Source organism: Dietzia sp. UCD-THP, from assembly GCF_000349585.1.
Lineage (GTDB): Bacteria > Actinomycetota > Actinomycetes > Mycobacteriales > Mycobacteriaceae > Dietzia > Dietzia natronolimnaea_A.
The window spans coordinates 38,593-59,017 of record NZ_AOSR01000002.1; the positions used below are offsets into that span (position 1 = coordinate 38,593).

Sequence of the window (20,425 nt, forward strand, 5' to 3'; positions counted from 1 at the left end):
AGACAAGAAGTAGTAGTAGGTCCTGTGAATTTGTGAGCCGACCGCTGTCCATGCAGGTCAAAGCGTGATTAGCCTTGTGGACCGATTCTGCTGATCTTGTGACTTCTCCGCGAGCGCAGTGGAATCACAAGTCTCGGTCCACCGTCTGTCCACCGTCGGTCCACAGAAAACCACAGGGTTGTCCACAGCTGTGAAGGGTGATACCAGTGGTGTGAGGGGGGTCTCATTTGCGTAGTGCGTGGGTCGTCGACTCCGCTGAGCGGGTGGGGTTCTCGTCCCGGAGGGTCTTCCCCAGGGGCGGTCGGCTGCTGCGTCGTACCGGAGAAGGAGGTCGATCAGGGCACCGGTCGGCGGGCGCCGGACGGCGGCCAAGGGCCCGAGACGTCCGACGGAGGGGTGTAAGACGCGCAGGGAAGTCGGAAGACGGTCAGAGGGACCGCGAGCGTTCCTTGATCCGGGCGGTCAGCTCCTGGATCTGGTCGTACATCCGGCGGTCGTCCTTGATCTCCTTGAGGATCTTGCGCTGGGCGTACATGACCGTGGTGTGGTCCTTGCCGCCGAAGGTCACGCCGATCTTGGGGAGCGAGAGGTCGGTGAGCTCTCGGCAGAGGTACATGGCGATCTGCCGGGCGCGGGAGAGGGACCGGGTCTTGGAGGTGCCGCAGAGCTCGTCGATGCTGGTCGAGAAGAATTCAGCCGTCACCGCCATGATCGTCGCGGCGGAGATCTGCAGGGAGTCGTCGTCTGAGACGACGTCCCGGAGGACGACTTCCGCCAACGGGACATCGATGTCGTGACCGTTCAGCGAGGCGAACGCGACGACTCTGATCAACGCCCCCTCGAGCTCGCGGATGTTGCGTTGGACCCGGGTGGCGATGAGCTCCAGGACATCCCGCGGGACGACGTAGTTCTCCGATTTGGCCTTCTTGTCGATGATCGCGATGCGCGTCTCGAGTTCCGGGGGCTGGATGTCGGTGATCAGTCCCCACTCGAAGCGGGTACGCAGCCTGTCCTCGAGCGGCTGGAGCTGCTTGGGGGGGCGATCGGAGGAGATCACGATCTGCTTCTGCGCGTTATGGATCGTGTTGAAGGTGTGGAAGAACTCCTCCTGCACCTGCTCCTTGCCGATGAGGAACTGGATGTCGTCCACCAGGAGGATGTCCGCCTCGCGGTACCGCTTCTTGAACATGTTCTGGCGGCCGTCGCGAACGGAGTTGATGAAGTCGTTGGTGAACTCCTCCGTCGAGACGTACTTGACCTTCTGCTCGGAGTACATCCGCAGGGAGTAGTGCCCGATCGCGTGGAGAAGGTGCGTCTTCCCGAGCCCCGACTCTCCCCAGATGAACAGCGGGTTGTACGCCCGTGCGGGGGCCTCGGCCACCGCGAGAGCCGCGGCGCGGGCGAACCGGTTCGAGTTGCCCTGGACGAACGCGCTGAACGTGTATCGCTCGTTGAGACCGGGCGCGGTCGCCGCGGACAGGGCCTCGTCGCGATCGCTGCCGTGCAGCAGGCGTTCTGCAGCGATCTGCTCTTCGGTCATCCGCGTGGGGCGAGGTGTGGAGTCGGTCTGGGCCTGCTCCGGCACCGGCCGGTGGATGTCGTCGACGTCGATCGGTGGAGCGTCCACGTCGACGTGGTTGCGTTGGCCGGCGAGCGAGGTGTCGACCTTGACCGCCAGATCGACCGGTTCTCCGAGTTGGGAGCTCAGGGCCCGGGTGATCGGTCCGCGGAGGATCGATTCGATGTTGTCCCTCGCGAATGCCGACGGGGCGGCGAGCATCGCGAATCCGTTGACCACGGCGATGGGTTGGACCAGGCGTAGCCAGGCCTGTTGCTGGCGGGACAGAGCCGGGTTGTCATCGCTCGCCAGAGAGGGGTCGGTCAGCTTGTCGAGTACCGCACTCCACACGTGTTCGAGATCGGGAGACACGGTGGGCGGTCTCCTCTCGTCGATGGGTAGCGGTTCCGGGCCACCGGGCGATCTGACCCGACCGGGGACCACACTCTATCCACAGGCTCCGACCCAGGTCTACTGAGGTATCCACACGGTTGTCCACAGATGTGGAAGACAGACCACCCCGGGATGACGGGTTCGGCCTGGGTTCTGCGACGGCGGGTTCCGCCGCATGGGTGTTCTATGTGGATTCGGCGTGGTTGTTGTGCGTTGTGGTGACGTTAGGCGGCCCGCGTGGGGCTCGATGACGAATGACGGTAACAACTCCGTGAACTAGTGGGCAACCCTCAAGATCAACTGGAGGGCGGATGTCAAGCATCGACGGTTCCGGCGTGTTGCGGTGGCCTGCGGGATGGTACGGATGGTGCCTGTGGTTTCGCGCGGTTTGGTGGGCGCGGCGTCATGCGCGTAATCTTGAACGGTCTGTCGCGCGCCTGAGGGGCGCGCGTCGCGTCGCGGTACCGCCTGTCGGTTGTGTCTCGACGTCATCAGGAACCGGATCAGGCGCACACGAGGCGCCTACTTCACGTGAGGAGCCAACCATGGCCAAGGGCAAGCGGACTTTCCAGCCGAACAATCGTCGTCGTGCCAAGGTGCACGGCTTCCGGCTCCGGATGCGCACCCGCGCCGGCCGCGGCATCGTCGGCGCCCGTCGCCGCAAGGGCCGCGCCTCGTTGACGGCCTGATCCGGGCCGGGGTGGCGCGTGCTTCCCAGGACCCATCGTCTCCACCGATCCGCTGACTTCGCGACGGTGGTGCGAAAGGGTGCCAGGAAGGGCCGCCGGACCATGGTCGTACACGCCCACGTGGACTCTTCCGATGTCCGCGTGGGCGGACCTCGTTTCGGCCTGGTCGTCAGCAAAGCCGTCGGTGACTCGGTGACCCGCCACCGTGTCAGCCGGCGGCTTCGTCACATCGCATCGGAAGTCCTCCCCGGGCTCGAGTCCGATCTCCTGGTGGTGGTCCGCGCGAATCCGGCTGCGGTCTCGGCCTCCCATGCGGATCTGCTTCACGACATGCGGACCGGTCTGACCTCCGCCGTGTCCCGGGCGCGGGAGGCACGGCGATGACCGAGAGCCGCCATGGCCCCGGCGCCCGGGTGCTGCTGTGGTTGCTCGACTTCTATCAGAAGGGCATCTCGCCGCTGACCCCGCCGAGCTGCAGGTTCGAACCCACCTGCAGCAATTACGCGGTCGAGGCGGTTCGAGTGCACGGCGCCTGGTACGGGACGTGGCTCGCGGTGTGGCGTCTACTGCGGTGCGGGCCATGGACCCCCGGCGGTTGGGATCCGGTCCCCGAACCCCGCGCCCCTGACCATTGCGGGGACCACCAGCATCCCGACAATTCCGAACGAAGCTAGGACTCCACCACCGATGTCGTTCATCACCGACCCTCTGGTCTATTACCCGATCTCCGGGATCCTCTGGTTCTGGCACAAGATCTTCGCGTTCCTCGGGGGGTTCCTCCCCTGGGTGGAGGCGCCGGATTCCAACGGCGCCATCTGGACACTCTCCGTGATCTTCCTGGTGGTGACCCTCCGCATCCTGCTGTTCTGGCCGGCGGCCAAGCAGATCCGTTTCTCGCGGAAGATGCAGGAGATGCAGCCGCGGATGAAGGAGCTGCAGAAGCGGTACAAGAACGACCGGGAGAAGCTGGCGACCGAAACACGGAAGCTGCAGAAGGCCGAGGGGTTCAACCCCGTTCTCGGATGCCTACCGATGTTCATCCAGATCCCGGTGTTCCTCGGCCTGTTCCACGTCCTCCGGTCCTTCAACCGGATGGGGAACAACTTCGGCGCTCTGGGGATGACCGCCGAGGAGACGCGGAACACGGGCAACTACGTCTTCAATGCGGACGAGGTCCAGAGCTTCCTCGATGCGCGGTTGTTCGGCTCTCCCCTGTCCGCGTTCATCTCCCAGCCCATCGAGCAGTTCCAGGCGTTCGTCGATCCCGGCGCGGCGCTGGACTTCCAGCGGTGGAACATCATCGTCGTCGCCATCCCGCTGATGATCATCTCGGCGGTCACGACCCACCTCAACGCGAGGATCTCGCTCTCACGCCAGTCCCCTGAGGCCGCCGCGAACCCGCAGGCGAAGATCATGAACCAGTTGATGCTGTGGGCTTTCCCCATCGGCATCCTGGTGACCGGCGCGTTCTGGCCGCTCGCCATCCTCGTCTACATGGTCACCAACAACCTGTGGACCCTCGGACAGCAGTACTACCTGTTCGAGAAGATGGCCAAGGAGGATGACGCGGCCGCGCTCAAGCGCCGTGAGGAGCAGAAGTCCCTCGCGCCCCGGGTCGGTGTGAAGCCCGTGAATCCGAAGAGGGGCCGGCCAGCCGTGGCGGGTACCGCGGTGGCGCCCCAGGCGACGGCCGCTGGCGTCGCGTCGCCGGACGACGACGGTACGACGGCGGCCCCGGCGGTCGTCGGACATGCTGACGGATCTGCTCCCGGGTCAGCCCCGAGGCCGGGTCAGAAGCCTCAACGACCCGGCGGCCAACGCACCCGGCCCGCCCAGAAGGGTGGCGGCGGAAGCGGCAAGGGTAAGAAGAAGAAACGGAAGCGCTGACGTCAGGTCAGTCAGAAGGCCGACAAGGTCCCCGATGGTCCGCGATCGGGGACCTTGTCCCATACTTGGGAGAGTTATTCGCCGGCCAGGACGGGCCCGGCGATCGGCGGTGATGACGGAGGCGGATCCATGTCGAAGAAGAATATCGAGGTATCGGAGGAGCGTCTTGTCGAGGAGGGCGAGGTAGCCGGCGATTACCTCGAGCAGCTCTTGGACATCCTGGATTTTGACGGGGACATCGATCTGGATGTCGAGGGTGACCGCGCGATCGTGAGTATCGACGGCGGTGAGGACCTCGACCGCCTCGTGGGCTCGGATGGCTCGGTTCTGGACGCTGTCCAGGAGCTGACCAGGCTGGCCGTTCAGCAGGAGTTGGGCGATCGAAGTCGGTTGATGCTGGACATCTCGGGATGGCGGGCCGCCAAGCGCGAGGCACTGACGGAGGCCGGCCGCGTGGCGGCGCAGCGAGTGCTCGAGACGGGGGACTCGGAGGAACTCGAACCGATGACTCCGTTCGAGCGGAAGATCATCCACGATGCGATCGCGGAGATCGCAGGAGTGTCGTCGGACTCGACGGGTGCCGAACCGAATCGGAGGGTCGTCGTGTTGCCGGAGTGACTTCTAGGTTGGGTCCATGGGTTGGCGGAAGCTAGGTCGGGCGGGAGGTGTCTCGGCGGGAGGTTCAGGGGCGCGGGCGCGGAGCCCGCGCCCCTGTGTCGTGTCCGGCCGCCATCGCTGGATCTCGGCGACTTACAGGTATGTCATTCCGGCGCGGTTTCACGTGAAACCGGTTGGTCAATCGATCGATTGTGAACGTAGGGAAGATGAATAAGGACACCACCGGAGAAACGACACGTGACGGCGAAAGCGATGACCGTTCTTCAGAGCCTGCGCCCGAGGCCTCGGCGAGGACATCGCCATCGCACGGAGTGGAGGATTCCATCGACGGGGAGGGCTCCACCGGAGTCCCGGAAGGGGCGCGGTCGGTGTTCGGCGACCGTCTGGTTCTCGCCGAGAAGTACGTCCAATTCCTGGCGACCGCGGGCCTGGAGCGAGGGCTGATGGGGCCTCGCGAGCGCCCACGTCTGTGGGATCGCCACGTCCTCAACAGCGCGGCCGCCGCTGCGGCGCTCGCCGACGGTGAGACAGTGGTGGACATCGGGAGCGGTGCCGGGCTCCCGGGCATACCCTTGGCTCTCGCACGTCCCGATCTCCGGGTCACCCTGGTCGAGCCGTTGTTGCGCCGTTCCACGTTTCTCCACGAGGTGGTGGACGATCTCGGGATAGACGTGCGGGTCGTCCGTGGTCGAGCAGAGGAGAGGTCTGTCGTCGCCGAGGTGGGGGGAGCAGACGTGGTGACGTCCCGTGCCGTCGCACCGTTGGCCAAGCTCGCCGGGTGGTCTGCACCCTTGCTCCGATCGGGTGGACGGATGGTGGCGCTGAAGGGGGCGTCCGCTGCCGACGAGGTGGAGCGCGACAGGCGTACCCTCCGGAAGCTCGGGTTCGAGGACATGGGGGTCGATGTGGTCTCCGCGCCGGATGCTGAGGAGACGAGGCTGGTGATTGCGACCCTCGCGACTAGAGTGGGTACTCGTGGCGGTCGCTCCCGCGCCCGTGGTTCTCGCGGTGGGCGATGACCGCCCGGCTCGCAGGAGTGGATGTCGGTTTCACGTGAAACACTGAAGGCGCGCCCATACGCCGTGATGACCTCTGGGCCCGACATGCCCTGACACGTAGTTGAAAGGTGACGGATGTCCGAACACGACACGCCGATCTTCGCCGCCGCGCGGCAGGCGAACGAGCTTCTGCACGGGGAGGCTCGTCCGCTGTCCAGGCCGTCCCATCCCCGGATCATCACCATCGCCAACCAGAAGGGTGGCGTGGGAAAGACCACCTCGACGGTCAACCTCGCGGCCTCCCTCGCGCTCGGGGGACTCGGGGTCCTGGTGATCGACATGGACCCGCAGGGTAATGCGAGCACCGCACTCGGGGTCGACCACCGTGAGGGAACGCCGTCGAGCTATGAGCTTCTCATGTGGGAGAGTGCGATCGAGGATCTCATGCAGCGCAGCCCACACGCCGAGCGACTGTTCTGTATCCCGGCGACGATCGACCTTGCGGGTTCGGAGATCGAGTTGGTCGGGCTGGAGCATCGGGAACGCCGGCTCGCCGAGGTTCTCAACATCGACGATCTCGTGTCCTTGGGAATCGACTACGTCTTCCTCGACTGCCCGCCCTCACTGGGCCTTCTCACCGTGAACGCGATGGTGGCCGCCAGTGAGGTCCTCATCCCGATCCAGTGCGAGTACTACGCGCTTGAAGGCGTAGGCCAGCTGTTGCGCAACGTGGAACTGATCCAACAGCACCTCAACCGGGAACTCCAGATTTCCACCATCATGCTGACGATGTATGACGGACGCACCAAGCTCGCCGAGCAGGTGGCGGGAGAGGTCAGGAACCACTTCGGCGACGCCGTTCTCCGCACGGTGATCCCTCGTAGCGTGAAGGTGTCCGAGGCGCCTGGATACGGTATGACGATTCTCCAGTATGACGCGGGATCTCGAGGAGCTCTCGCATACCTGGATGCGGCAAGAGAACTGAACGATCGCAGTGATCGCCTGGTGTCACACAGTGATGGGACCCTGGATTCGGCCGGTACGGAAGGCAGTCGATGAGTCAGCAACGTAGGGGTGGGCTCGGCCGCGGGCTCGCGGCGTTGATCCCCACCGGACCGGACGACGGTCCGCGGTTGGGCAGCGACGCGGCAGATGTGATCCTCGGACCGAGAGGAAGTGGTCCCAGGACCACTCCCCCCACACCACGGTCGGGCAGATCAGGCCCGGCCGCGCCCGGTACCGACTCCACCGTGGGGTCGGGTCAGCGACCGGCCGCCGAGGATGCGAACGACACCACCGTTTCACGTGAAACCAAGGAGTTGGTGGATCCGGGGGCTGTCTACCGTGAGATCGATCCCTCTGCGATCGTGCCGAACCCGAAACAACCGCGGACTCACTTCGACGAGGAGGCACTGGCCGAGCTTGCGCACTCCGTCAAGGAGTTCGGACTTCTCCAGCCGATCGTGGTCCGCGAGATCGCGGCCGATCGCTATCAGCTCATCATGGGTGAGAGGCGGTGGCGAGCGAGCCAGCGGGCCGAACTCCAGACCGTTCCAGCGATTGTCCGGCAGACTGAGGACGAAGACCTGCTCCGGGACGCTCTGCTCGAGAACATCCACCGGGTCCAGCTCAATCCCCTCGAAGAGGCTGCGGCCTATCAGCAACTGCTGGAGGAGTTCGACGTCACCCAGGCCGAACTCGCGAACCGGATTGGTCGATCACGACCGGCCATCACCAACAGTATTCGTCTCCTTCAGTTGCCGACCGCTGTCCAACGCAGAGTGGCCGCGGGCGTCCTGTCAGCGGGACATGCGCGGGCATTGCTCGGATTGGAAGCCGGGGTGCCGGCGCAGGACGAACTCGCGGCGCGGATCGTGGCGGAGGGTCTGTCGGTCCGGGCGACAGAGGAGATCGTCACGCTGCTGAACCGAGAAGGCAACGGCTCCGCGCCGACCTCCTCCCCCGCCCCTAAGGGCCGCCGCCGGAACCCCGAGCTGGAGGCGGTCGCGGGCAGACTGTCCGACCGATTCGACACCTCGGTGTCGGTCACGATGGGCCGACGTAAGGGGCGAATCACCATAGACGTGGGTGACGCCGACGATCTTCAGCGGGTCCTGTTGCTACTCGAGGGCGGGTCGCCCGGTCCGTCACGATGAACTCGATCCGACCACTCGACCTCTCGGCCGTGGACCAGCTCGGACCGCGTGCTCGCAGGTGTGTGTACTGGCAGACCGATGGGCAGCACGGCGATCAGCCGGGAGATCCGGAGTTCGAGAAGGAGGCCTGGATCTCCCACGTCTCCCTGGAGTGGGGCGTGTGCGGTCAGATCGCGGGTGAGGGTGACCGCGCGAACGGCGCAGCCTTCTACGCGCCGCCGGCGATGGTCCCTCGTGCAGCGTGCTTCCCGACGTCACCGGTGGGCTCGGACGCCATCCTGCTGGCGGGCATGAGCATCGAGCACGGTGCGCCGGGAGGTGCACCGACCTCGTTGCTGGACGCTGTCGTGACCGACCTCCGCAGGCGCGGAATCAAGGCGATCGAGGCTTTCGGGGTCACGACGTCGGACACCGGGGACGTAATGTCACGTGACATGTGTGGAGCAGAGTCGTGCATCGCGCCGACTGGCTTCCTCGTCGAGCACGGATTCACCGTGGTGGCCGAGCACGAGACCCATCCGCGACTCCGTCTCGACATCGAGAGCGAGCACCTTTGGAAGGCCGACGTTGAGAGAGCTCTCGATCAGCTCTTCGCCGAGCGGGGTTTCGCCACCAGAACCCTGGGAGTGTTGTCCGGGGCGACAGCGCGGCACGGCTGAGACGGCACGGTCGGCGCGGGCCCTACCTCGGTCCCGCTACCTCAGTCCCGCTGACGCTGCTCGTAGTCGATCAGTTCGTTCACGGACATTGATCCCGTGGGGTGATCGTCCTCGTCGAGAAGGTAGAGACGCTTCACGCCGACCAGGATCGAGTCGACGATGGTGTCCTGGGCGGCCCGGTCCCCGAGGATGGACAGATCACGCGGGTTGTACGCGTACCCCAGGACGATCTGGATGGAGGGCATCCGCGTCATCCGGAGAAGCGGCCAACTCCGACCGTGGGTGCGACAGTCCCGCAGGTCGGTGCGGCTGACGATCTCCCGCTGGATGAAGCCGGACAGGGCTTCCCCGAGCATCGACTCCGCTCCCAGGGAGTTGCCGAAGTAGAACGTGGCGATCCCGTTGCCGACCGGGTTGGGATGGCGGTCCAGGCGGAGAGAGATCATGAGATCGGCGTTGAAGGCGTTGGCGATCTCGGCCCGTTCCGGGTCCGTCGGGATCATGGCCTCGGGCCGCGAGAGGAAGACCTCCACGCCGGCCTGGTTCATCCGCTCGGAGAGCCGGCGGGTAATGTCCCACAACAGTTCGGCATCCGTGATGGTTCCGAGCGGCGTGTCGATGCGGATCGGGTTCTCCGAACCGCTGGGTCCGGGATCCAGCACGATCCGCTTGCCGGCGAGCATCGGACCGGAGGTCCGCGCGCGCTCCCGCTCGACCAGTGACGAGACATCACCACCCTTGAACAAGGTCGAGAACTTGCTCAGGGTGTCCAGGGTCTCCGCTCCCACGACGCCGTCGGCGTGCAGACCGCAGTCCCTTTGGAAATCGGTCGCGGCGGCGTGGGTGAGAGGGCCGAAGGTCCCGTCGACCAGCCCCGCGTAGAAGCCGAGCTCACCCAGCCGTCGCTGGAACTGCGCGACGTCGTCCCCGGCCATGGGTTTGGAGACGATGTAGCTGAGGTCGCGGGTCCCCAGGACGTAGGTGGCGTCTCGGAGCGCCGCCTGGGTCGACGGGCCCACGATTCCGTCAGAGATCAGTCCACGGGCCTGCTGGAACGCCAGCACGGCGGTCTCCAGGTCCGCGTCGAAGACGGCGTCGGTCCGGGCGAGGACTGAACCCGTCTCCGGCTCGGTGAGCCCGACGGAATCGATGTTGTGCAGCAGGCCCATGCCCGCGAGGGTCGCCCGGATCGAGGCCACCTCGGGCCCACGGTCACCGCGTCGCCACGCCATGGTTCTCCTCCGCTCGACTCGACTGGGTACCCGGATGAACTTACCGCCTTCGGCGCGGACGTGCCCGGCACGCACCCGAGTGGGGCGGGGGCTAGAGCACGTCGCCGAGTTCGGTGCGCAGCGCTGACTTGGACTTGGCACCGGTGATGCGCTTGACCGGCTTGCCCTCGGAGAACAGCAGCATCGCCGGGATGGCGGTGATCTGGTATTCGGCGGCGAGCTCCTGGTTGGCCTCCACGTCGACCTTGGCGACCGTCAGCTTGTCGGACTCCGCACCGGCGAGCTCGTCGAGAACCGGGGCCATCATCGTGCAGGGACGGCACCACGTGGCCCAGAAGTCCACCAGCACGGGCTTGGACCCGCTGGCGGCGAGGACGGACTCGGCGAAGTCGTCCTCGGTCACGTCGATGATGTTCGGGGTGTTGACGGCCATTGTGGTGGGTCCTTTCGGGGTGAGGGTGTGCGGATCCGGGTGTCAGGCCTGCTCGGCGAGCCACCGTTCGGAGTCGATCGAGGCGGCGCATCCCGAACCGGCGGCGGTGATGGCCTGCCGGTAGCGGTGGTCCACCAGGTCGCCGCAGGCGAACACACCGGGGATCGAGGTCGCGGTGGTCTGCCCTGTGAGGACGTAGCCGTCCTCGTCGACCTCCACCTGGTCCCGCACCAGCTCGGATCGCGGGTCGTGGCCGATCGCGACGAACATCGCCGCGGTCTCGAGTTCGCTGGTCTCGCCGGTGACGGTGTTGCGCAGACGCAGGCGCTCGACGGATCCGCTGGCGCCGGAGAGGACCTCATCGACCGTGGTGTTGAGGACGAACGAGATCTTCTCGTTTTCCTTGGCCCGCTCGAGCATGATCTTGGAGGCGCGGAACTCCTCCCGTCGGTGCACGACGGTCACGGACGAGCCGAACTTGGTGAGGAACGTGGCCTCCTCCATGGCGGAGTCACCACCACCCACCACGACGATCGGCTTGTCGCGGAAGAAGAAGCCGTCGCAGGTCGCGCACGAGCTCACGCCGCGGCCGAGGTACTCCTGCTCCCCGGGGACGCCGAGGTAGCGGGCAGCTGCGCCCATCGCGAGGATCACCGCGCGGGCCCGGTGCTCCTCCTGGCCCACCCGGACGATCTTGACCTCGCCGGCCAGGTCCATCGAGGTGACGTCCTCCATGCGGAGGTCAGCGCCGAAACGTTCCGCCTGCTCCCGCATCTGCATCATCAGGTCGGGACCCATCATTCCCTCGGCGAAGCCCGGGAAGTTCTCGACCTCCGTGGTGGTCATGAGCGCGCCGCCGAACTGCGAACCCTCGAACACCACCGGGGCGAGCTCGGCCCGGGCGGAGTAGATGGCGGCCGTGTACCCGGCCGGGCCGGATCCGACGATGATGACGTCGTGGAGGGTGTCGCTCATGGGTTTTTCGGGCTCCTTGGCGGGTGGAAGGGCGGGTGTGAGGCTGAACCGGATCTACTAAGGCGACAACACCCCGCGGGCCCGCGTTGTTCCCTCAGCCGCTGAGGGTGACCCCTTCGAGGAGCAGGCTGAGCTTCGCCCTCCCCCGCGAACAGCGGCTCTTGATGGTGCCGGGGCGGGTGTTGAGCAGGTGGCAGGCCTCGGCCACCGAGCAGCGGAGCATGTCGACGACGACGACCGCGTCACGCTGGTCGGGGGGCAGCTCCGCCAGCGCCTCGGCGACGATGATCGCGTAGGCCGGATCCTGGTAGAAGTGATCTCGAAGTGAGATCTCCTCGTGCAGTCTGGGTGTCAGCTCGGAGTGGGTGCGCAGGCGCTGGGCCCGCATCTTGTCGAGGCAGGCGTTGACCACGATGCGGTAGAGCCAGCCCTGGACGGGACAGGCGTGACGGAAGGTGTCCGCCTTTCGGTATGCAGAGACGAGCGCGTCCTGGAGAGCCTCGGCGGCGTCCTCCCGGTTGAAGGAGGTCCGGATGGCCAGCCGCCACAGGTAGTCGTAGTGGCGTCGGACCAGTGCGGAGAAGGCGCCAGGGTCCCCCGCGACGTGGGCGTCGAGGAGCTCGACATCGGTGAGCGGGGACTCGGCCGTGGTGATGGGGCGTCCCGTGACCGCGGAGCAGTCGTCGACGGCACTGGTGTTCACGGCGGTCACGTTAACGCGGAGTGGGCCGCCGTGGGGCGGCCACCTCGGTGACGGCGGCGACGTCGCCGGCTCGCGGACGAAGTGGCCGCGGGGGCTCACCGGGTGAGCTGTACCTCGGTGATGGACGCGCTGAACGACTCGGGCCCGGAGGTGCCGAGTCTGGTGAACCACACGATCAGATACTCCGCGTCCTCGGGATCGTCGATCGTCGCCGTGCCCGACCCTCCCCGGATGGTCCCCTCACCGAGGAGCGTGGTGTCATCGAGTGAGTTCGGCGAGGAGCTCTCGGCGATCCGGACCTCGAACTCCACCCCGTCATCAGCCGAGTGGACCACCACGCGGCGGGTCTCCTGCTCGCCGTCGAGGGTCAGCAGGAGCCCCACTCCGGGCTTGTAGGCGGCTCCACTGTCGCCGAGTTGGTTGCGGTAGGTGTCGGTTGACCACGAGGTCGACCTGTCACCGTCGACGACGTTGGGGGCGCTCGAGGAGTTCTCGGCGACACCGGGTGATCCGGCGGGCTGCCACGAGGTGACATCCAGGACCGTGACGGGTGTGGTGGGCGTGGCTCGGGTGGGCTCGGTCTCCCCCGGTTCCGAGCCGTCCGGAGTCGGCTGTTCGGTCGCAGCCGACCTGCTCTCCTGGGCGGCGCGCTCGATGGCGTCGAGCTGCTGGGACAGTGGCGTGTCGTCGCCACCACCGGCGAGCGCGCCGAGCATCCAGGCGGACAACAGTGCGATGACCACCACGGCCACGGCTCCCGTGCCGGCCATGATGCGCCAGCGACGTGTCAGGGTCGCCTCGTCGGGCGGCGAGTAGGCCTCGCCCTCCCGCGCGGTGTCGTCGCCGTCCATGTGAGACCCGCCCGCGTCATACCCGTGCGGGTGGTAGGTACCGTCCGACCCCGATCCCGCGGTGGTCGGCAGGTGCGTGGTCTGCAGGTGGGCAGCGCGCCCCCGCGCCCCGCTCCCCGACCGATCGACCACACCGACGCGATCAGAGATCATCGATCGCACGGTGGCGGCCGAGCTCACCGACGATCCGTCGAGGGACCGCATGGCCAGGACCGCGGAGTCGGGCGGGACGCCGGCGCCGACGACGGCGGGGTCGACCGGCTCGTCGTCGTCGTCCAGAGGGGCGGCGGGGGGACGCCCGTCCCGGGGCTCGTGGTCCTCGGATCCCGCCGGCAGGGGGCCGGGCCACCGACCGGTGAGAAGCGCGTACAGGACCCGCCCCAGGCCCCGGACGTCACTCCTGGTGTCACTGTCGCCGGGGACGCCGGGGAACGCCATCAGCGCGCGCCCGTCCTCGGTGACGCGGATACGGTCCGGGGAGTCCAATCCCAGGATCAGGTCGTGCTGGGCCGCCCGGGTGGCGGCGTCGGCCAGGCCCCACATCGCGGCGACGGCGGAATCGGGATCCGGGTCACCGACGGCGGCGGCGAGGCTGCGGCCGGGTACCCATTCGCAGACCACGATCCCCCCGGCGCGGCCGCGGATGACGTCGAGCACCCGGGCGAGGCCGTCCGAGTACACGCGGGTCAGGGCGACCGTACGGTCGAGCACGCCCGTCGCCGAGCCCGGGGGTTCCTCCCCGGGCAGTGGATCGACGAAGATCAGCGCCACATCGCGACCGAGTCGCTTGTCCCGGGCCCGCCAGAACGACTGGCCGACCACTCCGCCGTGCTGTTCGAGGAGTTCGTACCGTCCACCCGACACCAGTCCCCCGACGGTCAGGCGCGGCGGACCCGAGGGCGAACCCTGCCCCGGAGCACCGTTCACATCGCCCACCCGTCGACCTCCTCGAAGACGCGGCCGCCCGGCCGATCCGCCCGCTCCTGATCCTCTGAGTGTACGGCCCGCGCGTCCCGGGACACGACTATCGCCTCAGACGCCCCACCAGGCCGCGGAGGACGGGCGCGACGGCGTCCAGCTCCGGGAGGCGCGACCGGGACAGGATCAGACCGGTGACCACGAGGGTGATGACCGCGGCGAGCCCGGCCCGGACGACGAACCCGATGCTTCCGACCGCGTCGGTCAGGGCGTCCATGGGCAGGAGGGTGTCGACGGCGAGGGCGACGAGCGCTCCCACGGCCGACGCCCCCAGCGTCCAGACGGCCGATCTCGCCGTCTCGCGCCCACGGAGGGAGCCGAGCCGGCGCCGGAGCAGGACGTACCCGGCGACCGCGCCCACGACCCAGCCGATCCCGTTGGCCAGGGCGAGTCCGATCACCACGTGGGAGCGTTCGTTCGCCACCATCGGGACGATGAGCGACAGGACCACGCGGACGACGGTGATCGCGAGGATCATGACGGTGGGGGTCCAGTAGTCCTCGCGCGCGTAGAACACGCGCTGCTGGAGGAGGACGACCGCGTACGGCACCAGGGTGAACGCCCCGAAGGCGAGGGTGAGGCCCAGGATCTCGGCGTTCTGGGCGTCGAAGTTCCCGTACCGGAACAGGCCGGTCGCGATCGTCGGACCGAAGGCCGTCATGACGGCGATGATCGGCACGAGTCCGAAGAGGGACAGCCTGGTCCCGAGCGAGATGTCCCGGACGACCGCGTCCGTACGCCCGGCGACGCCGTTGTCGGCCAACCGCGGGTTGATGGCCGTCAGCAGGGTCACGCCGATGATCCCGTACGGCACCTGCAGCAGGAGCCAGTACGTGCCGTAGATGGCGATGGCCGCCTCGTCGGCCGCGGAGCCGATGCGGTTGGTCATGACCAGACCGACCTGCGAGATGAACACGTACGCCAGCCCGGCGAGGGCGTTGCCGCCGAACTGGCGGATCCGGGGGTCCAGCCCCCACTGGGGGCGCAGCACCACGCCGGCGCGGCGCAGCGCGGGCAGCAGGACCGCCGCCTGGACCACCACCCCGAGGGTCGTGCCCAGGCCGAGCAGCAGGATCGGTGCGCTCAGGAGATTCACCGGTGCCGCGGGGTCGATGCCACTGCCGACGACGGCGAAGAGCGCGAGGGTCGCGATGGCCACGAGGTTGTTCCACACCGGGGCCCAGGCACCGGGCCGGAAGATCCCGTTGTAGTTGAGCACGGCGAGCATGACCGAGAAGACGCCGTAGAAGAAGATCTGCGGCAGCAGCAGGAATGCGAAGGCCGTGGCCAGGTCCGTGTTGACCTCGCCGTCGCCGAGGTTGAGCTCGGTGAGCAGCGGCGCGCAGGCCACGGCCACCACCGTCGCGACCAGCGCCAACAGCGAGGTGGCCGTGAGCAGCCGCCTGATGAACGACACTCCCCCGTCCGGGTCCTCCTGGGCGGCGCGGGCCAACAGAGGCATGAACATGGCGGTGAGGACCGACCCCAGGACGAGCTCGGTGATCATGTTGGGCAGCGTGTTGGCGGTGTTGAACGCCGAGGCGACGGCGGGGCCGAGGATGGTGAGGATCAGGATCATCCGGACGAAACCGGTGATCCTGCTCGCGAGGTTGGCCACCGCCATCGACCCGGTGGACCGCATTACCGAGGCGTCGGAGGAGTCGCGGGTGGTGCGGCCGGTCCCCCCGCCGCGGGTCGTCGGACCCGCCGGGGCCGGGACCACGGGATCCGCGGGGAGCGAGTCCGGCGCGAACGAGTCGGCCACGGGTGGCGGCGAGACCGGGCGGGTCGAGACGCAACTGCCTGATTCACGGCGGCGGCCCCGCAACCCGGGGTCCGGTCTACGCAGCCCGGGTTCGCGGGAACCCTGCTCGTCGGTCACGGTCGGTGCCCTTCGTCCGCGGGGTCGAGGATCCCCCGACGGTAGCGCAGGTACCGGCGGCCCCCGAGGACGAGGGCGAGCGCGGCCGCCGCGATCGCGAATCCCTGGGCGACGGGATACCCCCCGGACTGGACCGACAGTTCGACCGGGTCGGACAGCCGCGTCCCGTCCGGCCCGTGGAGGGAGAAGACCACGGTGCGGCGCACCCCGCCCTCGGAGTCGGACTGGGTGGGGACCTGGAGCGTCCGGGAACCCGCGGCCGGGATCTGGATGAGGCCGACCGGGTCGACGGTGATGTCCTCGGGCGCGGTCACCGTCACGTCGACGCGGACGGGGAACGGCAGGGCGTTGCGGGTCACCAGCATGAGCGGACTGTTGGGACTGGCCATGGTGAACACGCTGCCCGGGGTCAGGAGATCGACACGCGCGAGCGACGCGGACACCGTCTCCCCGAGCCGGACCAGACGGGCCGCGCCCCGGTCCCGGGCGACCGCGCCGGTTCCCGTCTCGAGGGTGAGCCCGTCGCCGCCGGCGCGCCGACCGGTCTCCGAGATCGCCCGCAGGGCGTCACCCACCAGCGGGGAGAGGTGGGCGGCCGCCTCCACCGCGGTCGGGTCGGAGGTGTCCACGAGGGACCGCAGCGTGCCGGCCCCCGCGAGCGCCCCGGTCAGCCGTCCGACGGTGTCCCCTGCGGGATCCTCCGCGAAGGGGTCGGCCAACCCGGGGTCCGGGGCCCCGGTGGGATCCTCGGCGAGGCTCCCCTCGGGGATCGTCACGGGACCGGCCAGCCGATCCGGCAGCGACACCGCACGCATGCGACCGCTGGAGAGCTGGTCACCCAGCGTCTCGAGGAGCGACCCCGCGGAGTCGGCGTCGATGTCCCAGACCTGGGGCGGGACCGCGAGGACCCCCTGCTCGACCGCGGTGGCGGTGGCGTCGGGTGCGGTGGCGCCGGCGGCGTCGATCACCGGGGCCAGGATCGCCGCCTTCGCGTCCTGCAGTCGGGCGGGCGGGGTGTCCGCATCGAGCCAGTACCGGGTCGAGGGGTCCGAGTAGCGGGGGTTCTCCGGTCTACCGCCGGTCGCCGCGAGCGACGCCCCCACCGCGGCGGAGTAGGTGAGGGCCCGCCCACCGTCGGTCCCCGCCACCGCGACCATCCCGGGGGGCGGGACCACCCCGGTGTCGGTGCGGGTCGACGGGGCGGCGACGACCGCCGTGACCCCGCCACCGGCCAGTGCCCGGGCCGTCCCCGGGGCCAGCGCGCCCGAGGCGGGGACGAGGACGCCGGGGACCGGGGCCACCTCCAGGATCCGTTGCACCGAGTCGGAGCGATCCAGCGCCGCGGCGGTCAGAGCGGTGTCACCGACGGCGGCCACCACGTCCAGGTCCGCCTGCGCTGCCGGCAGGGACACCACGCACGCGCCCTCGGACAGCGCGCGGAGCTCGGTCAACCACCGCGAGGCGTCCTCCCTCAGGGCCTCGTCGACGGCGGGGTCCGCCTCGTCGCTGCCGCCATCCCGCTCCCCGGGGACGTGGGGGCCGCTGCCCTCGTCGATCACGACCGCACGACCGTCCGCGATCTCGGCGACGGTTCCGAGCAGATCGGGATCGACCCCGAGGCAGGTCGCCCGGCGGAGCTCCTCACCCGCGGGACCCTCGAAGGCGGCCGATGCCGCGCGGACCAGGCCGGTGAGTCGCCCCTCGTCCGCGAGGTCGTGTGGCAGCGATCCGTCGGTGAGGGCCACCACGGGTTCGGGACCCGCCTCGCCGGGCACCAGGGCAATGCGGGTGGGCGCGGCGGCCAGCGGCCAGAGCACGGTCAGCGGGACCGGCGCCGGGTCCGGTGCATCCGCCGGCGCAGCGGCGCCCACCTCGTCGTCGTCGACACCCGGTATCGGCGCGGGAGGCGGGGCCCGGAGGACGGGGATCAGGGTCCGGGCATCGTCGAGACGCGCCGGCGACCCGCCCTCCGGCGTGCCGTTGACGTTCACGAGGAGCGGATAGACGCCCGGCTCGGTGAGTTGCAGGTCCGGACCGGGGTCACCGGGGATCTCCCGCGCGGGCATGGAGACCCGGTAGGGCACCGACTCCCCGGGAGCGAGGCTCACCGCCACCCGGAGGAACTCGCCCTGCACGGGGAACGACGGCTCCGACCACACGAGGGGCTCGCGGACGGACTCCGCGTCGGGAGAGCCGGGACCCCGTTGGAGCCGGACGTCCACCGATTCGAGCGGGACGTCACCGACGTTGATGATCGTGCCCGACACGGTGACGGTGGGGACCCCGGCCTCAGTGCCGACGGCCACCTGCCCTCCGGCCCCGGCGCCGTCCAGTACGCGGGGCGTGATGTCGTCGATCGTGATCCGCGCGAGGGCCGGCGCCGGGTTGGGGACGTATCCCGCGTCGATCGCCTGCTCGGGGGTGACGGCGCGGACCGGCTGGACACCCCACAGCGGGGCCGACACCAGCGCCGCGCACAACGACACCGGGACGACCGCCCGGACGAGCCGCCCACCCGGCCACCGGTTCACGGCCGGGGGTCCTCCGGATCGTCCCGGGGCGGGCCGTCACCGCTCCCGGGGGTTGTTCCGGTCCGCCCGGCCGCCGCCCCGGGTGACCCGGCGTTCGTGGATCGACGGACCGGTGCGGGGCCGCCCGAGCGCCGGGACGGGTCCACGACCTGTGAGGTCTGCGCCACCGGGGATCGACCCGCCAGCTCGGCGCGGGCCAGGTCCGGCAGCAGGGACCGCGCGGACTCCACCAGTCGCCGTTCGTCCGGATAGGCGAGCCGCCGAGGGAGGTGGTCGAAGGCGACCCACTCGACCTCGGTGATCTCCGGGTCCTCGTCGCACAGCTCGCCGTGGTCGTAGCGGATGAGATGGTGGTGGACCGTCTTGTGGATGCGCCGGCCCTCGGCGACGAACCAGTAGTCGATGGTGCCGAGCGGGGCCAGCACGGTGCCGTCCACGCCGGTCTCCTCCAGGACCTCGCGACGCGCTGTCTCCTCCACGGTCTCACCCGGTTCGATGTGTCCCTTGGGCATCGACCACAGCATGCGCCCCCGCCGGTCGAGGCGACCGATCAGAGCGACCTCGAGACGGGAGAGGTCCGGTTCCGCGCCGGCCGCGGCCGCCTGTCCGAGACCACGCACCACGAGGCCGCCGGCGGAGGTCTCGAGCACCGTCCGCAGTCGTTGACCGTTCCGGGGGTGTCGTCCTCCCCCGCGACCTCCCCGGGGGTTCTTGGTCCCTGTTCCCTTCGTCGCTGTTCCCTTCGCGCCTGTCCCCTTCGATGCGGGCATCTTCGACCCGGGCTTCCCACCCGGTGTGGAACCGGGTCGGGCAGTGCCTTTCGTGCCTTTTGCGCCCTTCGTGCCCGTCTTGGCCGGGGTCGCGGAGCGGGAGGGGTTCGCGGGCGCGGACTGGGCGGATCCGGATCTGGGCCGGTTCTGGCCGCGGGGAGTGCGCGAGGACGGTCGCGCCGAGGTCGCGCCTGCGGCGCCGTCACCGGACCTCACCGTCTGGGTCGACTGCGCGGGAGCGCCGCCCTCCGTGCCGGGGGTGGTGCGCTGGGCCTCGGGCGTCCTGCCCTGCCCGCCCCGCCGTCCCCGGCCACCGCGGCGTCGGCGCCGACCCTGACGGGGTTGCCCGCCGCCGGACTGCTCGCCATCGGACCGCCCGCCGTCCGAGTGCGCGTGGTGGCCGGCGTGCGCGGGGTGGCCGGATCTGCCGGACTGCTGTCCCTTGCCGCCGTGGGCGTCCCGGTTCTCCTGGCTCTTGTCATGCCCCTGCGCTGGCCGCTGTCTGTCCGAACGCTGGCCAGCGCCCCGCTGAGAACCCTGACCAGCGGGTTCGGCCGCTGGTGTTCCCGATCCGGCGGGCCGACGAGCACGCCGACGCCGCGGCGGGTTGGCGCGCGGTTCGTCGGGGCGTTCGGCTTCGGACACCCATCGATGCTACCGGCCGGTGTCGTGTGTTCCGTAAATCGTCGGCGTGCCGCCCGTGGATCGGCTCAGGCCCCGCGGCCACGGCGGGGGCCACGGATAGAGTCCGCATCATGAGCTCCGGATCCGCTGGCCACGCCCTGATCCTCCGCCACCGGGCAAGACCTGAGCGTCGTGACGAGCTGGTCGAGGTGTGGCGACGGCACATGCCGGACGCGGTGCAGGCGAACGACGGGCACCGGGCGTATGTGATCTGCGCGTCCCACGCCGACCCCGACGTCCTGGTGGTGTTCCAGCACTTCCGCGACGCCGCCGCAGCACAGGAGTTCCTGGGCAACCCCGCCTACCTGGCGTACCTCGAGGAGGCGGGGGACCTGCTCAGCGGCCCCCCGGAGGTCGAGGCAGTGGAGCCGCTGTGGTCCAAGGCGGGCGGACCGACTCGGTAAGGTCTTTCGCTGTGACAGCCCGCA

20 protein-coding genes are annotated in these 20,425 nt (G+C 69.0%); 11 read left to right on the top strand and 9 right to left on the bottom strand.

The window, feature by feature from the left end:
* Window positions 1-427: 427 nt before the first annotated feature.
* Window positions 428-1,930, bottom strand: a complete 1,503-nt coding sequence (gene dnaA, locus H483_RS20705) for a chromosomal replication initiator protein DnaA (protein WP_017835139.1) — start codon at window positions 1,928-1,930, stop codon at window positions 428-430.
* Between the two features lie 566 nt (window positions 1,931-2,496).
* Between dnaA and rpmH the strand changes: the two genes are divergently transcribed.
* From rpmH to H483_RS20745, 9 genes are all read left to right on the top strand, one after another.
* Complete coding sequence (gene rpmH, locus H483_RS20710; RefSeq protein WP_007629603.1) at window positions 2,497-2,640, top strand: 50S ribosomal protein L34; 144 nt, start codon at window positions 2,497-2,499, stop codon at window positions 2,638-2,640.
* An 18-nt stretch (window positions 2,641-2,658) separates the two neighbouring features.
* Window positions 2,659-3,024: a ribonuclease P protein component gene (gene rnpA, locus H483_RS20715; protein ID WP_031264349.1), complete on the top strand. Its 366-nt coding sequence runs from the start codon at window positions 2,659-2,661 to the stop codon at window positions 3,022-3,024.
* Window positions 3,021-3,314: a membrane protein insertion efficiency factor YidD gene (gene yidD, locus H483_RS38350; RefSeq protein ID WP_081615060.1), complete on the top strand. Its 294-nt coding sequence runs from the start codon at window positions 3,021-3,023 to the stop codon at window positions 3,312-3,314. Before rnpA ends, yidD begins: the two co-directional genes overlap by 4 nt.
* A gap of 13 nt (window positions 3,315-3,327) precedes the next feature.
* Complete coding sequence (gene yidC, locus H483_RS20720; RefSeq protein WP_017835141.1) at window positions 3,328-4,527, top strand: membrane protein insertase YidC; 1,200 nt, start codon at window positions 3,328-3,330, stop codon at window positions 4,525-4,527.
* Between the two features lie 129 nt (window positions 4,528-4,656).
* Window positions 4,657-5,145: a R3H domain-containing nucleic acid-binding protein gene (locus H483_RS20725; protein WP_017835142.1), complete on the top strand. Its 489-nt coding sequence runs from the start codon at window positions 4,657-4,659 to the stop codon at window positions 5,143-5,145.
* Between the two features lie 311 nt (window positions 5,146-5,456).
* On the top strand, window positions 5,457-6,164 hold the full coding sequence (gene rsmG, locus H483_RS20730) for a 16S rRNA (guanine(527)-N(7))-methyltransferase RsmG (protein ID WP_017835143.1): 708 nt from the start codon (window positions 5,457-5,459) through the stop codon (window positions 6,162-6,164).
* A 114-nt stretch (window positions 6,165-6,278) separates the two neighbouring features.
* Complete coding sequence (locus H483_RS20735; RefSeq protein ID WP_017835144.1) at window positions 6,279-7,202, top strand: ParA family protein; 924 nt, start codon at window positions 6,279-6,281, stop codon at window positions 7,200-7,202.
* Window positions 7,199-8,299 carry a ParB/RepB/Spo0J family partition protein gene (locus tag H483_RS20740; RefSeq protein ID WP_031264351.1) on the top strand — a complete coding sequence of 367 codons (1,101 nt, stop codon included), beginning with the start codon at window positions 7,199-7,201 and terminating at the stop codon, window positions 8,297-8,299. Before H483_RS20735 ends, H483_RS20740 begins: the two co-directional genes overlap by 4 nt.
* The gene (locus tag H483_RS20745; protein ID WP_017835146.1) at window positions 8,296-8,958 is read left to right on the top strand and encodes a hypothetical protein; all 663 of its coding nucleotides are present in this window, start codon (window positions 8,296-8,298) and stop codon (window positions 8,956-8,958) included. The genes H483_RS20740 and H483_RS20745 overlap by 4 nt, the downstream gene beginning before the upstream one ends.
* A 41-nt stretch (window positions 8,959-8,999) precedes the next feature.
* Here the strand turns inward: H483_RS20745 and H483_RS20750 are convergent, their stop codons facing one another.
* The 8 genes from H483_RS20750 to H483_RS39935 form a co-directional block, all read right to left on the bottom strand.
* Entirely contained in the window at window positions 9,000-10,190 is a 1,191-nt protein-coding gene (locus tag H483_RS20750) for an N-acetylmuramoyl-L-alanine amidase (RefSeq protein ID WP_017835147.1), read from the bottom strand.
* Between the two features lie 91 nt (window positions 10,191-10,281).
* Window positions 10,282-10,623: a thioredoxin gene (gene trxA, locus H483_RS20755; protein WP_017835148.1), complete on the bottom strand. Its 342-nt coding sequence runs from the start codon at window positions 10,621-10,623 to the stop codon at window positions 10,282-10,284.
* A gap of 42 nt (window positions 10,624-10,665) precedes the next feature.
* Window positions 10,666-11,598 carry a thioredoxin-disulfide reductase gene (gene trxB, locus H483_RS20760; RefSeq protein ID WP_017835149.1) on the bottom strand — a complete coding sequence of 311 codons (933 nt, stop codon included), beginning with the start codon at window positions 11,596-11,598 and terminating at the stop codon, window positions 10,666-10,668.
* A gap of 94 nt (window positions 11,599-11,692) precedes the next feature.
* Window positions 11,693-12,301: an RNA polymerase sigma factor SigM gene (gene sigM, locus H483_RS20765; RefSeq protein WP_152427814.1), complete on the bottom strand. Its 609-nt coding sequence runs from the start codon at window positions 12,299-12,301 to the stop codon at window positions 11,693-11,695.
* Window positions 12,302-12,396: 95 nt separating this feature from the next.
* On the bottom strand, window positions 12,397-14,088 hold the full coding sequence (locus tag H483_RS0118870) for a protein kinase family protein (protein ID WP_017835151.1): 1,692 nt from the start codon (window positions 14,086-14,088) through the stop codon (window positions 12,397-12,399).
* 88 nt (window positions 14,089-14,176) lie between these two features.
* Window positions 14,177-16,012, bottom strand: a complete 1,836-nt coding sequence (murJ, locus tag H483_RS0118880; protein ID WP_031264353.1) for a murein biosynthesis integral membrane protein MurJ — start codon at window positions 16,010-16,012, stop codon at window positions 14,177-14,179.
* Window positions 16,009-18,543 (bottom strand): hypothetical protein, encoded by a 2,535-nt coding sequence (locus H483_RS20770; protein WP_017835153.1) that lies wholly within the window; start codon window positions 18,541-18,543, stop codon window positions 16,009-16,011. Before H483_RS20770 ends, murJ begins: the two co-directional genes overlap by 4 nt.
* Complete coding sequence (locus H483_RS39935) at window positions 18,540-19,193, bottom strand: NUDIX hydrolase (protein WP_017835154.1); 654 nt, start codon at window positions 19,191-19,193, stop codon at window positions 18,540-18,542. Before H483_RS39935 ends, H483_RS20770 begins: the two co-directional genes overlap by 4 nt.
* A gap of 190 nt (window positions 19,194-19,383) precedes the next feature.
* On the opposite strand from H483_RS39935, the gene H483_RS39940 reads away from it, so the two are divergent.
* The gene (locus H483_RS39940; RefSeq protein WP_152427816.1) at window positions 19,384-19,650 is read left to right on the top strand and encodes a hypothetical protein; all 267 of its coding nucleotides are present in this window, start codon (window positions 19,384-19,386) and stop codon (window positions 19,648-19,650) included.
* 418 nt (window positions 19,651-20,068) lie between these two features.
* The gene (locus H483_RS20780; RefSeq protein ID WP_031264354.1) at window positions 20,069-20,401 is read left to right on the top strand and encodes a putative quinol monooxygenase; all 333 of its coding nucleotides are present in this window, start codon (window positions 20,069-20,071) and stop codon (window positions 20,399-20,401) included.
* The last annotated feature ends 24 nt before the right edge of the window (window positions 20,402-20,425 follow it).

Coding starts and splice junctions, on each gene's coding strand:
- trxB (WP_017835149.1), bottom strand. CDS start 11,598: ATGAGCGACACCCTCCACGACGTCATCATCGTCGGATCCGGCCCGGCC.
- H483_RS20780 (WP_031264354.1), top strand. CDS start 20,069: ATGAGCTCCGGATCCGCTGGCCACGCCCTGATCCTCCGCCACCGGGCA.
- yidD (WP_081615060.1), top strand. CDS start 3,021: ATGACCGAGAGCCGCCATGGCCCCGGCGCCCGGGTGCTGCTGTGGTTG.
- rpmH (WP_007629603.1), top strand. CDS start 2,497: ATGGCCAAGGGCAAGCGGACTTTCCAGCCGAACAATCGTCGTCGTGCC.
- yidC (WP_017835141.1), top strand. CDS start 3,328: ATGTCGTTCATCACCGACCCTCTGGTCTATTACCCGATCTCCGGGATC.
- trxA (WP_017835148.1), bottom strand. CDS start 10,623: ATGGCCGTCAACACCCCGAACATCATCGACGTGACCGAGGACGACTTC.
- H483_RS20735 (WP_017835144.1), top strand. CDS start 6,279: ATGTCCGAACACGACACGCCGATCTTCGCCGCCGCGCGGCAGGCGAAC.
- H483_RS20745 (WP_017835146.1), top strand. CDS start 8,296: ATGAACTCGATCCGACCACTCGACCTCTCGGCCGTGGACCAGCTCGGA.
- H483_RS20750 (WP_017835147.1), bottom strand. CDS start 10,190: ATGGCGTGGCGACGCGGTGACCGTGGGCCCGAGGTGGCCTCGATCCGG.
- H483_RS20740 (WP_031264351.1), top strand. CDS start 7,199: ATGAGTCAGCAACGTAGGGGTGGGCTCGGCCGCGGGCTCGCGGCGTTG.
- H483_RS20725 (WP_017835142.1), top strand. CDS start 4,657: ATGTCGAAGAAGAATATCGAGGTATCGGAGGAGCGTCTTGTCGAGGAG.